The organism is Hymenobacter sp. BRD128 (genome assembly GCF_013256625.1).
In the GTDB taxonomy this organism is placed as follows: Bacteria; Bacteroidota; Bacteroidia; order Cytophagales; family Hymenobacteraceae; genus Hymenobacter.
Genome location: NZ_CP053908.1, coordinates 3,436,116 through 3,450,212, shown reverse-complemented (window position 1 = coordinate 3,450,212; position 14,097 = coordinate 3,436,116). Strand labels below are relative to the sequence as shown.

The following is a 14,097-nucleotide window of genomic DNA, read 5'->3' as shown; positions in this document are numbered from 1 at the left end:
CTACGGGCGGCGTGAATTTTACCGTCGTGAGTTTGGGCGGCGGGGGCGGGGGTGCCTCGGGGGGGGCGGCGGGGGCGGGGGCTTGGTTTCGTCCAGAGGCGGCGCGTCCATCAGTACGTTCTCCTTCAGGTTGAGCACCTCCTTGGGCTTGCGGTCTTCCAGCATTTTAGCAATGGCCGGAATAAACACCAGCAGCGCCAGCAAAGCAGCCCCAATGATGAGGGCCCGCGTGACGTTGCGCCCGTAGATGCGCCGTAGCTCGAAGGCTCCGTAAGCTTTGTTGCGACCCTCAAATACGATGTCGTTCAGGCTGGCACTAGCCAGCTGCGCATTATCCATCATAGCAGGTTCTGTTTTTTAATGAGGTCCACGTCTTTCTTCGAGATATCAATCAACGCGTACTTCTTTTGGTCGGTGATGTTCATCTCGTCCAAGATGTCTACCATATTCTTGTACTTGGACTCCTTACCGTCGTAGACGTAGGGCTCAATCAGAATGATAGGCTCGGGCTGCTGCTTCTGGCGGTCGAGCAGCACTTTGCGGATGCCGTTGGCCGAGAAGTCAGTTACCTTGATTTCGGGTACGGGCACGCTCTTGTCAGCGGGCTCGTTCAAGCCAAAGTAGTAAAAAACCTTATTGTCGGGGGCCAGGATAATCGTCATGGCCTGCGACGCTTTGATTTTAGTCTGCTCCTCGGGCTTGGGGTTCTTGTCTTTCACCGGCATCGTGAGCTGCATCACGTTGGGCTTGGCAAAAGTGGTGGTGAGCATGAAGAAGGTCAGCAGCAGGAAGGCCAAGTCCACCATGGGCGTCATGTCGATTTTGGTCGACATTTTCTTTGCCCGTTTCTTGCCTCCCTTACCGGAGTCGCCGCCTTTTTGTTGGATTTCTGCCATGATTCAAACAGGTTATTTCACAAACGAAGGCTTCATTTCGAGGCTCGTCAGCAGGTTAAAACGATTGATGTCTTTTTCCTGCAAGTCCTTAATCACCGTTTGCACGGTTTTCACATCAGCGTCACCATCCCCTTTAATAACAAGGAAAGTGGGCTTGTGAAACAACGCAGCATTGGCTTTCCGGGCTTCCATTACCCAGTCAATCATCTGGTTGTTAAGCGAGTCGTAGGGGATACCCGGCAGGCCCTTATTCAGCGCTTTGCGCTGCTCAGTATCCTTATCCAGGTAGCTACCCAGCTGCGTAATCGGCACCCCAAAGTTGGGCAGCAGCGAAAACTGCTTAACCTGGGTAGGCGTGAAGTTGACGCCGTATTTGGCGCCGACGGCTTTAAGAGCAGCTTCCTTTACAGGCGCTTTATCATAGCCGAAGAATACGCGCTTGTTGGCGTCAATCGTGAGCGTGAGGATGTCGCTATCGGGGGCCTGCAGGTCCGACGTCGAAGACGGCGGGTCTACTACCACAGCTTCATCGGGGCGAAACTGCGTGGTCAACATAAAAAATGTTACCAGCAGAAACGCCAGGTCCACCATCGGCGTCATGTCGAGCGACGGCGAGGTGCGGTGCGGTTTTACTTTAGGCATTGCCGGGAGAAGTTAAAATGACTGGACGGGCCAATGGGCAGGGGCTAGGGGTGTTACCATCAGCGGGCCGCCGGGGGCGGGAGCCGCTCAGTGGTACTGATGCCGCAGGCTAGCCAATTGCACACGTACCCAGAAAAAAAGTTGGGGCGGGGACGGCAAAACGCCTCCGCCCCCCTTTTCGTGCCAGCAGCTACTACGACTCCTGACCTTTGGCGCCGTGCTGGGCCGCGAAGGTCTGAATGATGCTGAAGCCAGCCTCGTCGATGCTGTAAGTCAGCTCGTCAATCTTGCTGGTGAAGAAGTTGTAGCCTACGATGGCCAGGGCCGAGGTACCGATACCGAGGGCCGTGTTGATAAGCGCTTCCGAGATACCCGTTGCCAGGGCCGTAGCGTCGGGGTTACCAGCCTGAGCAAGAGCCGAGAAGGCCTTAATCATGCCGAATACCGTGCCGAGCAGACCGGTCAGCGTGGCGATAGAAGCGATGGTCGAGATGATAACCAGATTCTTTTCCAGCATCGGCAGCTCCAGGGCGGTGCTTTCCTCGATTTCTTTCTGGATGGCCAGCACGCGCTGGTCGGTTGCCATCGTGGTTTCGCGGCCCATTTCCTGATATTTCTTCAGGCCGGCGCGTACTACGTTGGCTACCGAGCCTTTCTGCTGGTCGCAGAGGGCGATGGCACCGTTGATGTCGTTGGTGTTCAGTTTCTGGCGCACGCCGCGCACAAACGACTCAATGCTCTTGCTGCCTTTGGCTTTCGAGATGGTGAGGGCACGCTCGATAGAGAAGGTGATAACGCACAGCAGCATGGTCATCAGGGCCGGTACGATTACCCCACCCTTGTATACAATGCCGAGATAGTCACCGGGCTTGGGGTTGTTCTCGGGGTTGTTGCCCAGGAAGTGGCTAGGGTCACCCAGCACAAACTTGTAGATGAGCAAGCTGATAATGAAGCCGAGAACGATAACCAATACCGCAAACAGCGAAGCTCCACCGCTGCTTTTAGCGGCGGGGGCGGCTTTGGGGGCGGCCGGCGCAGCGGGGCGGGCGCTCGGGTTTACTGCATTTTTCTGTTCCATGTGTCCGGTAAGTGTAGGAGGTGGGGGTTGGTTGAAGGTAAAAAAGAAGGCGATACAAAAGTGTCTGTGGCCAGATAAGCACTGGCGACAGCGGGCCAAACAGGTGTTTCGGGGCCGAATCTACGCCGAAGCCGGTAAAATCCGGACTTAGCAAAGTTTTTTTTGGATAAGCCCTGCGGAAAAGTACCCCAAAAGAGGGAGACAATATCCAGCCCGATTAGTGCTGAATTCTATACGAATAGCCAACGTAAGAACCGGGTGCGAGGTTAATTTGCAAAAGGCGAAGAAAGATGAAAAAGGAGTCGCCTCAGTTGAAGGCAGCGCTGCCTTACTCAATCGATTATGCTGCGTAGGCTGGCGCTTGGCTAGGCCCCGGCCTGCTTAGCCTCATTCCAATATACGTCCATTTGGGCTAAGGTCAGGTCAGGTAAAGATTGGCCGGCCTGCCTGGCGGCCGTCTCCAGGTACTGGAAGCGACTAATAAATTTTCGATTTGTGCGCTCCAGGGCCTCCTCGGGGTTGATACCGGCAAAGCGGGCGAAGTTGACCAGCGAAAAAAGCAGGTCGCCAAACTCCTGGGTGGCGCGTTCGGCCTGCGCGGTATCGGCGGGCGGCTGGCCGTGGCCATACTCAGCGCCAAATTCGGCTAGCTCCTCCTGCACCTTCAGCCACACCTGGCTAGGGTCGTCCCAGTCGAAGCCCGCGCCGCGCGCTTTTTCCTGAATGCGCATGGCCTTTACCAGGGCTGGCAGCGAGGTGGGCACCCCACCGAGCACGCCGCCGGTGTTGCCTTTTTCCTTAAGCTTGAGCTGCTCCCAGTTGCGCTTCACGGTGGCCTCGTCGTCGGCCTGCACATCGCCGTAGATATGCGGGTGGCGGTAGATGAGCTTCTCGCACTGTGCATTAAGGGCGTCGGCAATGTCGAAAGCACCCTGCTCGGCGGCAATGCGGGCGTAGAACACGAGGTGCAGCATCACGTCGCCGAGTTCCTTTTTCAGGTCGGGCAGGTCGTGGCGCAAGATGGCGTCGCTCAGTTCGTAGGTTTCCTCAATAGTGAGGTGGCGCAGGCTGTCGAGCGTTTGTTTTTTGTCCCAGGGGCACTCTTGGCGCAGGCGGTCGAGCACGTCGAGCAGGCGGCCAAAGGCTTCGAGCTGCGCCGGGCGTCGGGAAGGAGAAAGCAACGGATTTTCCATAAAAAATAGGGCAGAAGAACAGGCGCACTCGTCGTTAAAAAAGCCAGAAGGCGTCGGCTAGGGTAGCCCAATGGCCGATTACGAAAGCTGATGGCAAGGGCTGGTGAGGGAGCAGCCTAGGGGGCTAACAAGCAAACAAACGAGTAGGCTAGCTACTTTTGCAAAGCTAAAGAGACAAACAGTGACCCTCATAAAATCTATTTCCGGCATTCGTGGCACCATTGGTGGCCCCGCCGGGCAGGGGCTGACGCCCCTCGACGTGGTGAAATATACGGCAGCCTACGGTGCCTGGGCGGCGGCTCAGCCGGGGGCCGGCAAGCTAATAGTAATTGGGCGCGATGCCCGCCTCTCGGGCGAGATGGTGAGCCGCCTCGTGGCTGGCACGCTGCAAGGCCTGGGGTTTGATGTACTTGACCTGGGCCTGAGCACCACGCCCACGGTGGAGATGGCCGTGCCCGCCAAAAAAGCGGCCGGCGGCATCATCCTCACCGCCTCGCACAACCCCAAGCAGTGGAATGCGCTTAAGCTACTCGACCAGCACGGCGAGTTTTTGTCGGCCGAAGCCGGTGAGCGCGTGCTAGCCTTGGCCGAGAGCGAAAGCGTTGATTTTGCCTCCGTTACGAAGCTGGGTAACTACACCACCGACGATGCTTTTCTGGCCGAGCACATTGCCGCCATCCTGGCTTCGCCGCTGGTTGATGTGGCGGCCATCAAGGCCAAGAATTTCCGGGTAGTGGTCGATGCCGTGAACAGCAGCGGGGGCATTGCGGTGCCGCAGCTGCTGGCCGCGCTAGGGGTCGAAACGGTGGAGAAAATCCACTGCGAGCCTACCGGCGACTTCGCCCATAACCCCGAACCGCTGCCCGAGCACCTGCGCGACATTGCCAAGGTGCTCGAAAAAGGCGGCTTCGACCTTGGCATCGTGGTTGACCCCGACGTGGACCGGCTAGCCTTGGTGAGCGAAAACGGCGAGATGTTTGGCGAAGAATACACCCTGGTAGCCGTGGCCGACTACGTGCTGGGCTACCACGGCGGTGGCAACACCGTGAGCAACCTCAGCAGCACCCGCGCCCTGCGCGACGTGACCGAGAAGCACGGCGGCACCTACACGGCAGCGGCCGTGGGCGAGGTAAACGTGGTTACTAAGATGAAGGAAACCAACGCCGTGATTGGTGGCGAGGGCAACGGTGGCATCATCTTTCCCGAGCTGCACTACGGCCGCGACGCGCTGGTGGGCATTGCGCTATTTTTGACGCACCTCGCTAAGTCGGGCCTGGCCATGAGCCGCTTGCGCAACTCGTATCCGAGCTATTTCATCTCCAAGAATAAGATTGAGCTGACGCCTGAAATCGACACCGACCAAGTGCTGGTGCAGATGGAAAAGCGCTACGCTAAGCAGCCCGTAAATACGATTGATGGGGTAAAAATCGAGTTTGACAAGGAGTGGGTGCACCTGCGCAAGTCCAATACCGAGCCCATTATCCGCATCTATGCCGAGTCGGACTCCAACGCCACAGCCGACCACCTGGCGCAGAAGATTATCGCGGATATCAAAGAGATTATCTCCGCAAAATAGAGCCTTAGCCAGGAGCCAACTGAACGTCATGCTGAGCTTGCCGAAGCATCTCGCTCGCGCCGCTAGGGACCCAATCCCAACGATGCGGTAGAGATGCTTCGGTAAGCTCAGCATGACGTTCTTTTATTCTTCGTGGCTGTTGCAGAAGTAGCTGCTTGGCCAGCGGTATCTTAGGGGTATGCAGGGCCACAAGCAGTTCGTCGATAAAGTCGTGCTACGCTTCCGCTTGTCGGAGCGCGTGCCGAAACAGAATCTCTACCGCCGACTAGCCGAGCTGCTCAACTGGGACTTTCTCTACCAGCAGACCCGGGCCCTCTATAGCCACACCGGCCAGCCCTCGCTCGACCCCGTGGTGTTCTTTAAGCTGGTGCTCGTGGGCCGGTTGGAAAACATTGCCAGTGACCGCCGCCTGGTCGAGCACTGCAGTCTGCGGCTCGACATCCTCTATTTTCTGGGCTACGAGGTGGACGAGGACTTGCCCTGGCACTCGACTATTAGTCGGACCCGCCAGCTGTATCCAGTCACCGTCTTCGAGCACCTGTTTGACCAGGTTTTCGGCCAGTGCGTGGCCGCTGGGCTCGTCGCGGGCGATACGCAAACGGTGGATTCCGCGCCCGTCAAAGCCAATGCCTCACTCGATAGCTTACGCGAAAAAGCGCCCGTCGCCCCCCTGCACGTGACCCAGGAAACGGCGTTCCCCACTGAGTTACCCTCCGCCAAGACGGCGTTGCAGTTGCGGCGTGTCGCGGCGCGTCAAGCCAAACGTCAAGCCGCGCCTGGGGGACTGGGCGCCCACCATGCCAAGGCGCAGTTACTCAGCAACAAGACGCACTACAGTCCCACCGACCCCGAAGCCCGCATCTCGGTTAAACCCGGCAAAGCGCGGGCCCTGAATTACCTCTGTAGCCTGGCCGTGGATACGGCCACGGGCGTCATTAGCCACATCCAGGCTGATTTGGCTGACAGTCGCGATTGCCTGCACTTACCGGCCCTGGTGCCGCGGCTACAAGCCCGGCTCAGGGCCCAGGAGTTAACGCTCCGCGATTTCGTCGCCGACACGGGTTATTCCAACGGCTTCAATTATGCCTTTCTAGAGCAGCAAGGCATCACCCCTTGGATTCCCGTGTTTGGTCCCTACAAGCCCACGGTCGAGGGGTTTATCTACGAGCCGGCGGCCGATGCCTACCGCTGCCGAGCCAATAAGCTCTTGCCGTTTCGCTCCTTTCGCACGACTGAGAACGAGACGTGGGTCAAGCAGTATCGCGCGGCTTATAAGGATTGTCAACAGTGCCCGCTCAAAGCGAGCTGTGTGCCGCATAGCCAGTTTAAACAGGTGGTTCGCTCCGCCTTTGACGCGGCGTATCGCCGGGCGTGGCAGCGGCAGCGCACGCGCCAAGGCCAGCACATGCGCCGAGTCCGGCAACGCACCGTCGAACCCGTCTTTGGTAGTCTACTGCAGCATTATGGCCTGCGTCGGGTCAACACCAAGGGGCGAGCAGCGGCGCATAAAACGATGCTAATCACGGCTATCGCCTACAACCTCAAGAAGCTGCTGAAGCAGCAATCAACTCGGATGCTGAGCCTAGCACTAGCCCTGCGACCAGCGCAACACGGGCTCATGCAGGCTTTGTTTAGCCGCCGCTTGTTGACTGGCTATCGCTTTCAGGGCGCGCTCGAAAGTGGGCGCCAAATAGCGTGGAGTTCTGCAACAGCCACCTTCCATTACCAAACGCTAGTACCATGCACGCCTACTTCGATAACGCCGCCACCACCCCCCTCGACCCCGAAGTGCTGGATGCCATGCTGCCCTACCTAGCGCAGTACTACGGCAACCCCAGCTCGCTGCACGGGCCGGGCCGGCAGGTGCGTTCGGCCATCGAGCAGGCCCGCAAAACGGTGGCCCACTTGATAAACGCCGCTCCTAGCGAAGTTACGTTCACGTCGGGCGGCACCGAGGCCGATAACTACGCCATCTTCGGCAGCGTGCGCTCGCTGGGGCTGCAGCACGCCATCACCTCGCCCCTGGAGCACCACGCCGTGCTGCACCCGCTGCAAGCGCTGACTAAAAATGGCGAAACCACGCTGAGCTACCTGCGCCACGATGCCCAGGGGCGCCTCGACCTCGGGCACCTCGAAGAGCTGCTGGCTAGCCACCCGCGCACCTTTGTGAGCCTGATGCACGGCAATAATGAGCTGGGCAACCTCAACGATATCAAGGCTATCGGGGAGATATGCGCCCGGCACGACGCCGTGTTCCACACCGATACGGTGCAGACGATGGGCCACTACCACCACGATGTGCAACAGCTCAGCAACCACTTTTTGGTGGGCTCGGCGCACAAGTTTCACGGGCCCAAGGGCGTGGGCTTTCTCTACCGGCGCGGTGGGGTGGAGGTGGCGCCGCTCATCCACGGCGGCTCGCAGGAGCGCAACGTGCGCTCGGGCACCGAGAATGTGTATGGCATCGTGGGGCTAGCCAAGGCGCTCGAAATTGCCTGCCGCGACATGGCCGACCACCAGCGCCACGTGCAGGGATTGAAAGACCGGTTTATCGGCCAGCTCGCGGCGGGCATCGAGGGCGTGCGGTTCAATGGTCTTTCGGCTGAGGCCGACCAGAGTCTCTACACCGTGCTCAGCGTGAGCCTGCCGCCGTCCAGCATCAGTGAAATGCTGCTTTTTAGCCTCGATATCAATAAGGTAGCAGCCTCGGGCGGCTCGGCCTGCACCAGCGGCGCCCAGCTGGGCTCGCACGTGCTCGAAGCCCTCGGTGCCGCCGCCGACCGGCCCACCGTGCGCCTTTCCCTGAGCAAGCTCAATACCGAAGCCGAGGTAGACTATGCCGCTGCCCAGCTCATCAAGCTCTACGAGCCGGTGGCCGCGCGGGCCTAGCTCTTAAGCCAAACCGGGGAGCTAGGCTGCGTTAGAATCAGTTACTTGCCCTATACTTGTAGTCGGCCAGATATACGTGTTGTAATCTGGCTGCCTATTTATGCCCGTTACTTCGCCGCCGCCTGCTCGCCCACCCGGTAATCGCTGGTCGGTCTGGCGCTGGGTGCGGCGGTATTTTGGTTTCTCGCGGGCCGAAACGCGAGGCTTTGTGCTCTTGCTGCTTGTAGCATTGGCCATAGCCGTAGCGCCGCTGTTGCTGCGCCCCACCGACCCCGCCTACCTGCCCGCCGCCGACCAGCGCCAACTCGACGCCTGGGGCCAGGACCTCACCGCCCGCCTCGACTCGAACCGCGTGGCCCACGACCGGGCCTATGCCGCGCGCTACCCAGCCCGCGGGGCTAGCCGCTACCCCGCCGTGCCGCAGGTGCGGCTAGCCCCTTTTGACTCTAATGCCCTCACCGCCGAGGGGTGGGAGGCGCGCGGCGTGCCGCACTTTGTGGCCGGCCGCATCGTCAACTACGGCCAGAAGGCGGGGGGCTTTCGGGCCAAAAGCCAGGTGCAGCGCATCTACGGCCTGCCCGACTCGGTGTATCAGCGGCTGGCGCCCTTTATGCAATTACCCGAGGCGCTGCCTGGACGTGAGCGACCCGACTACGCCGCCAGCCGGCCGTCTTTTGGCGATAACGGGGCTCGCTTGCCGGGCCGCTTTGCGCGCAAGCCGGCTCACTTGCAGCCCTTCGACCTCAACCTGGCCGATACCACCCAGCTGATGCAGATAAGGGGAATCGGGCGGGGCCGGGCCAAGTGGATAGTCAGGCGCCGCGACGAGCTGGGGGGCTACCTGGTTGAAAATCAGTTAGCCGAAGTATATGTGCTGCAAGATGCGCCTGACCTCGTCGATAGCCTGCGCAAATACACTTTTGTGGCGCCCGGCTTTGCCCCCCGGCCAGTGCACGTGAACTCGGCCAGCTTCGATGAGCTGTGGCCGCACCCTTACGTAGGCAAGCCGTTGGCCCGTCTTATCGTAGCTTATCGGAAGCAGCACGGCCCCTTCGCCACGCCCGACGACCTGCGCCAACTCAAATTGCTGAAAGAGGAAAACTTCGTCAAACTTCGCCCCTACGTGCGCTGCGACTAGGCGTCCGTCGATAAAAGAGCTGCTGCGTATTTAAAATCGTTCTAAATTGCGGCCTGATTTAAATGCAGCCGCTTGATGAAAATATTTTTTCGCCGTCTTCACCTTTACCTAGCTCTGGTGGCCGGCCTGGTGTTTTTTGTGCAGTGCCTCACCGGGACGGTGCTGGTTTTTGAGGAAGAAATAACCCATGCGCTACACCCCGAGCGCTACGCGGTGGCCGTGCCGGTGGGGCAGTCTCGGTTGGCGCTGGCTCAGCTGGCTAGCCAGTTTGAGCAGGCTAATCCAAAAAGCAGCGTGTTGGGCTTCAAAGTATACGCCGACCCGGCGCGTACCGTGGAGCTGATGTATCGCGATGGCAACGCCCGCCCCGATGGCCCCCGGCACAAAGGCGGCGCTAGGGGTGAACTGGGCCGTGACCCGGCGCAAAGCAAGCGGGGCACCGATAGGGGCCGGCCCGAGCGCGGCAGCACGGCCTATCTCAACCCTTACACCGGCCAGGTGCTGGGGCTACAAACCGAAAAGCAGCTGCCCGTTTTCAAATTTGCCGAAGACCTGCACCGGCGCCTGCTGGCCGGGGAGGTGGGCAAGGCCCTGACCGGGTTGTCGGCCATTTTTATTCTCTTTATCACCGGCACGGGCCTGGTACTGTGGTGGCCCAAAACGCGCGCTATACTGCGGGGCCGCCTGCGCATCAAGTGGGGAGCTAGCGGCAAGCGCCTGACCCACGACTTGCACGTGGTGCTAGGCTTTTATTGCTCGCTGTTTCTGTTTGGATTAGCATTCACGGGCGTCATTATGTCGTACCGCTGGGCTACCGAGACTTTATTCACACTTACCAATTCGCGGCCCACGGCGGGTTTGCTAGCTCCGGTTTCGGCCCGGCCCAGCAGCCGCCGCCAGGTGGCCTACGATGCGGCCCTGCGCACCGGCCAGGCCACGTACCGCACCGCTGAATATTGGCGGGTGGGCGCGCCCAAAGATTCCGCCGCCGCCATTACCGTGAGTGCCCCCAGCACCCTGCCGCTACGCTCGGCGGGCCTCGATACGTTGTTTGCAGACCGCCGCACGGGCGTGGCGCTGGGCCAGCATCTGTACACCCGCCAAACGGCCGGCGCGCAGCTGCGCCGCCTCGCCAAGCCCTTGCACACCGGCGAAATCGGGGGCATCTGGACCAAGGCGCTGGTCCTGGTCGTGACCTTGTGCAGCCTCACTTTCCCGGTTACGGGCGTGCTGCTGTGGCTGAACCGGACCCGCAAAAAGTCGGGTAAGGCCCGCCGCCGCACGGTGGCGCAGCCAATAGCGGGCTAGAGGTGCCAAAACTAACAAGCAGCAAAAGCCCTGCACCTGCAGCCGGTGCGGGGCTTTATGCGTTGCCATAAAAGGCGCTATTTCTTCCCGGCTCCCATTTCGAGCTTGCGTAGCTGGTCGGCCCGCCAACTCGTGATGGCCACCACGAGCATAGTCATCAGGCCGCCGAAAACTACGCTCGGCACGGTGCCGAGGAGCTTGGCCGCTGCCCCGCTCTCAAAGGCCCCAATTTCGTTGCTGGAGCCGATGAAAATGCTGTTCACCGCCGATACGCGACCCTTCATGTACTCGGGCGTGTAGGTATGCACCAACGTCTGGCGCACGATAACCGACACCGAATCGAATACGCCCGTGAGGAAAAGCAGGAACAACGACAAGTAAAAATTGGTGGACAGCGCGAAGGCCACGGTAGCCGCGCCAAAACCCGCCACGGCCCACAGCATTTTGCGGCCCGCGCCTTTTTTGAGGGGCGAAAAGGTGAGAAATACCGCCATCAGCACCGAGCCCACGGCCGGTGCGGCGCGCAGGTAGCCAAAGGCATCGGGGCCGCCGTGCAAAATATTTTCGGCAAAGAAGGGCAGCAGCGCCACCGCCCCGCCAAAGAGTACGGCAAACATATCGAGCGAAAGCGCCGCCAGCACCAGCTGATTGCTGAAAATGAACTTGATGCCGCTCAGAATGCTCTCGCCCATGCTCAGCTTTTCGCCCTCGATGGGCGGTAGCTCGCGGCTGGCAATACTAATGAAAAAGAGCAGCGCTAGCCCCTCCATCACCATATCGACCCCGTAGGCAAACTCGACACTGAGGTGCAGCAGCAAGCCCCCAATGGCCGGCCCTATCACCGCCGAGCCCTGCCAGGTGGTCGAGCTCCAGGTCACGGCATTGGCCAGAACGCTGCGGTCGGGCAGCAGCTGCGGCATAAAAGCAAACAGCGCCGGCCCCATAAAGCCCCGGGCAATGCCGCTCACGAAAATAACCAAGTACAGCGGCCACACGATGGTGGCGTGGGCAAAATTCAGGTGCAGGCGACCTTTTTCTAGCAGGGCTGCTTGCAGCGGGTGCGCCAGCCACCAGAGCGTAACGGCGCACAGAAACAGCACCACCACGGCTGGCACCACAATGCGCTTGCGCCGCACCGAGTCGGCCACGTGCCCGGCGTAGAGCGACACCGTGATGCTCGGAATGGCCTCGGCCAGCCCAATGAGGCCCAGGGCCAGCGGGTCGCCGGTAAGCTTAAAAATCTGCCAGCTCACTACTACGCCTTGAATTTGGGTAGCTATTGAAAACAAGGCGCGAGCCGTAATGTAGCGGCGAAAATCGGGGATACGTAGGGCGGCGTAGGGGTCGTGCGGGGTAGCGGCTGGGGCACTGGGGCTCATAGATGACGAAAGGGGCAAAAGAAATACTAACTGCCCAACGGGGCAAAAGTATGGCCGTTTGTGACCGGAAGTGGCTTAACTTGCAGGCAGGCCGGCAGTTGCCGGCGGCCCGGCTTTTATGACTAACCACGGCCTCGACCTGCTGCATCGCCCTGACCTGCCGGCGCTTATCGCGCGCTGGCACCGCGAGGTGACGCCCGCCGAGCTGCAAGCCGGCTACGAGTCGTTGCTAGCTGCGGCCGATGCGGCCGCCTGTGCCCGCTGGCTGCTCGACCTGCGCCGCCGCGAAGACCTCACCGAGCCCACCGTCAACACCTGGTTTGGCCAAACCTTCGCACCGGCTTTGCGCGGGCGCTACCACGAGGCCGTCCGGCTAGCCTTCCTGGTGTCGCCGCTGCGCGCCGGGCAGCCGGTAATGGCCGTGGTTTCGGCCGCCGATACCGATTGCCAGATTGCCACTTTCATCGACGAAGCCGCCGCGCACGCCTGGCTGGCCGGGGGCTGAGGCCACCTTATTTTTTGCCCGCCCCGGGCTTATGCACGTCTTCGCGGGTAAGCGCCTCGTTGAGACAGATACCGGCTTTGTTGCCCTCGGCGGCGGCTAGCATAGCCTGCTGCTGGCCGGGCACCATGTCGCCGGCCGCGTACAGGCCGGGCACGGAGGTCTGGGCATTTTTATCTACCCAAATGGCTCCTTTGCTGGTTAGGCGCGCCCCTAGCTCGGCAGCCAGGGGGCTGCGCTGCTCCTGTGGGGCGTGCATAAACAGGGCGGTGCGCTCCAGGTAGGTGCCATCGGCAAATTCGACGCAGCGCAGGGTGCCGTTGGGCTCGCCCACCAGCCGCGCCACTGGCTCTTCGCGCACGCCAATGCCGTGCCGATGCAGCCGCTGCCGGCCGTGGTCGGTGAGGTGGCCGGGGCCATCGGTGACCACCACCAGGTCGCGGCTCCAGTTGGTGAGCAGCAGCGCCAGGCCCAGCACGGTTTTCCCCTGCCCATAAATAGCCAGCGGCTGGTCGCGCACCTCATAGCCGTGGCAGTAGGGGCAGTGCAGCACGCCCGTGCCCCACAGCTCGCGAAAACCCGGCAGCGGCGGTAGCATATCGTCTACCCCGGTGGCCAGCAGCACCCGGCGGGCGGTGCCGGTCCAGGCGTGGCCCTGGCTGGTGGTGCCGGTGGCCTCAAAGCCCGGCCCTTGGCGAACAATGCGGTCGATTTTCAGTTCGCGTACTTCCGCAGTAGGGTAGGGGGCGAGTTGCGCGCGGCCCAGGCGCAGCAGCTCGGCCGGTCGGATGCCATCGTGAGTCAAAAAGCCGTGCACGCCCCCGAGGGCGCATTGCGCGGGGCTCCGCCATCGGCCACCAGTACGCGGCGGCGGCAGCGCGCCAAAGTAAGGGCGGCGCTCAAGCCGGCGCTGCCAGCGCCTACTACCAGCACATCGTACTCCATAAAAATATCGTTTGCCAAAGGCTAGCCGTGAAGCCGGCGGCCGCCTACTATACCGTGCCGGGCCGCCGCAGGTTTGCGGCGGCCGGCTGCCGGTGGGCTATTTTTGCGCTCCTGCTGCTTTTTACTGCTTGCTTCTTATGCACAAGCTTTTTGCCGAAAATCAAGCCTTCCGCGCCAACGGCCGCCTCTGGATAGAAGGCCCGGCCGACCGCTTTCTGGGCATCGGCCGGCTGGAGCTGCTGGAGCGCATCGAGGCCACCGGCTCCATCTCGAAGGCGGCCAAGGAAATGGGGATGTCTTACAAAAAAGCCTGGGATTTAGTGAGTTCCATGAATGCGCAGGCGCGGCAGCCCCTGGTGGGGGCCCACGCCGGCGGCGCCCACGGCGGCGGCGCCACCCTCACCGAAGCCGGCGCGCAGGCCGTGGCCGAGTTCCGGGCTATGCAAACGCGCTTCGCGCAGTTCCTGGCCGACGAGACAGCTCGACTGTACCAGTAATTCCGAAAAAAGATAAACAATCGGCTGCGCCCTCCGTTATATTCGTTGAAATAT

The 14,097-nt window shown here is 60.9% G+C and carries 15 protein-coding genes; 7 read left to right on the top strand and 8 right to left on the bottom strand.

Annotated features, from left to right (window positions below; genetic code table 11):
- Positions 1-18: 18 nt before the first annotated feature.
- The 5 genes from GKZ68_RS22180 to mazG form a co-directional block, all read right to left on the bottom strand.
- Positions 19-342, bottom strand: a complete 324-nt coding sequence (locus tag GKZ68_RS22180) for a hypothetical protein (protein WP_254244022.1) — start codon at positions 340-342, stop codon at positions 19-21.
- Positions 339-896 (bottom strand): biopolymer transporter ExbD, encoded by a 558-nt coding sequence (locus GKZ68_RS15220; protein ID WP_173116254.1) that lies wholly within the window; start codon positions 894-896, stop codon positions 339-341. Before GKZ68_RS15220 ends, GKZ68_RS22180 begins: the two co-directional genes overlap by 4 nt.
- A 12-nt stretch (positions 897-908) precedes the next feature.
- The gene (locus tag GKZ68_RS15215) at positions 909-1,538 is read right to left on the bottom strand and encodes a biopolymer transporter ExbD (protein WP_173116252.1); all 630 of its coding nucleotides are present in this window, start codon (positions 1,536-1,538) and stop codon (positions 909-911) included.
- A 193-nt stretch (positions 1,539-1,731) separates the two neighbouring features.
- Positions 1,732-2,616 carry a MotA/TolQ/ExbB proton channel family protein gene (locus GKZ68_RS15210; RefSeq protein ID WP_173116250.1) on the bottom strand — a complete coding sequence of 295 codons (885 nt, stop codon included), beginning with the start codon at positions 2,614-2,616 and terminating at the stop codon, positions 1,732-1,734.
- A gap of 365 nt (positions 2,617-2,981) precedes the next feature.
- Positions 2,982-3,809 carry a nucleoside triphosphate pyrophosphohydrolase gene (gene mazG / locus GKZ68_RS15205; RefSeq protein WP_173116248.1) on the bottom strand — a complete coding sequence of 276 codons (828 nt, stop codon included), beginning with the start codon at positions 3,807-3,809 and terminating at the stop codon, positions 2,982-2,984.
- 181 nt (positions 3,810-3,990) lie between these two features.
- Between mazG and glmM the strand changes: the two genes are divergently transcribed.
- From glmM to GKZ68_RS15180, 5 genes are all read left to right on the top strand, one after another.
- Positions 3,991-5,385, top strand: a complete 1,395-nt coding sequence (gene glmM, locus GKZ68_RS15200) for a phosphoglucosamine mutase (protein WP_173116246.1) — start codon at positions 3,991-3,993, stop codon at positions 5,383-5,385.
- Between the two features lie 178 nt (positions 5,386-5,563).
- On the top strand, positions 5,564-7,201 hold the full coding sequence (locus GKZ68_RS15195) for an IS1182 family transposase (RefSeq protein WP_173116244.1): 1,638 nt from the start codon (positions 5,564-5,566) through the stop codon (positions 7,199-7,201).
- Entirely contained in the window at positions 7,126-8,274 is a 1,149-nt protein-coding gene (locus GKZ68_RS15190; RefSeq protein WP_173116242.1) for a cysteine desulfurase family protein, read from the top strand. The genes GKZ68_RS15195 and GKZ68_RS15190 overlap by 76 nt, the downstream gene beginning before the upstream one ends.
- Before the next feature lie 100 nt (positions 8,275-8,374).
- Complete coding sequence (locus GKZ68_RS15185; RefSeq protein ID WP_173116240.1) at positions 8,375-9,412, top strand: helix-hairpin-helix domain-containing protein; 1,038 nt, start codon at positions 8,375-8,377, stop codon at positions 9,410-9,412.
- Positions 9,413-9,487: 75 nt separating this feature from the next.
- A complete protein-coding gene (locus GKZ68_RS15180) occupies positions 9,488-10,720 on the top strand; it encodes a PepSY domain-containing protein (protein WP_173116238.1) in 1,233 nt (410 codons plus the stop codon).
- A gap of 77 nt (positions 10,721-10,797) precedes the next feature.
- Here the strand turns inward: GKZ68_RS15180 and GKZ68_RS15175 are convergent, their stop codons facing one another.
- Complete coding sequence (locus tag GKZ68_RS15175; RefSeq protein WP_173116236.1) at positions 10,798-12,099, bottom strand: MFS transporter; 1,302 nt, start codon at positions 12,097-12,099, stop codon at positions 10,798-10,800.
- A 118-nt stretch (positions 12,100-12,217) separates the two neighbouring features.
- Between GKZ68_RS15175 and GKZ68_RS15170 the strand changes: the two genes are divergently transcribed.
- Positions 12,218-12,604, top strand: coding sequence for a hypothetical protein (locus GKZ68_RS15170; protein ID WP_173116234.1), 387 nt, complete (start codon positions 12,218-12,220; stop codon positions 12,602-12,604).
- A gap of 7 nt (positions 12,605-12,611) precedes the next feature.
- Here the strand turns inward: GKZ68_RS15170 and GKZ68_RS15165 are convergent, their stop codons facing one another.
- Together GKZ68_RS15165 and GKZ68_RS21740 are read right to left on the bottom strand one after the other, a co-directional pair.
- On the bottom strand, positions 12,612-13,418 hold the full coding sequence (locus GKZ68_RS15165) for an NAD(P)/FAD-dependent oxidoreductase (protein ID WP_217275266.1): 807 nt from the start codon (positions 13,416-13,418) through the stop codon (positions 12,612-12,614).
- Positions 13,403-13,564 carry an FAD-dependent oxidoreductase gene (locus GKZ68_RS21740; protein WP_217275265.1) on the bottom strand — a complete coding sequence of 54 codons (162 nt, stop codon included), beginning with the start codon at positions 13,562-13,564 and terminating at the stop codon, positions 13,403-13,405. Before GKZ68_RS21740 ends, GKZ68_RS15165 begins: the two co-directional genes overlap by 16 nt.
- A gap of 119 nt (positions 13,565-13,683) precedes the next feature.
- On the opposite strand from GKZ68_RS21740, the gene GKZ68_RS15160 reads away from it, so the two are divergent.
- Positions 13,684-14,043 (top strand): winged helix-turn-helix domain-containing protein, encoded by a 360-nt coding sequence (locus GKZ68_RS15160; protein ID WP_173116232.1) that lies wholly within the window; start codon positions 13,684-13,686, stop codon positions 14,041-14,043.
- The last annotated feature ends 54 nt before the right edge of the window (positions 14,044-14,097 follow it).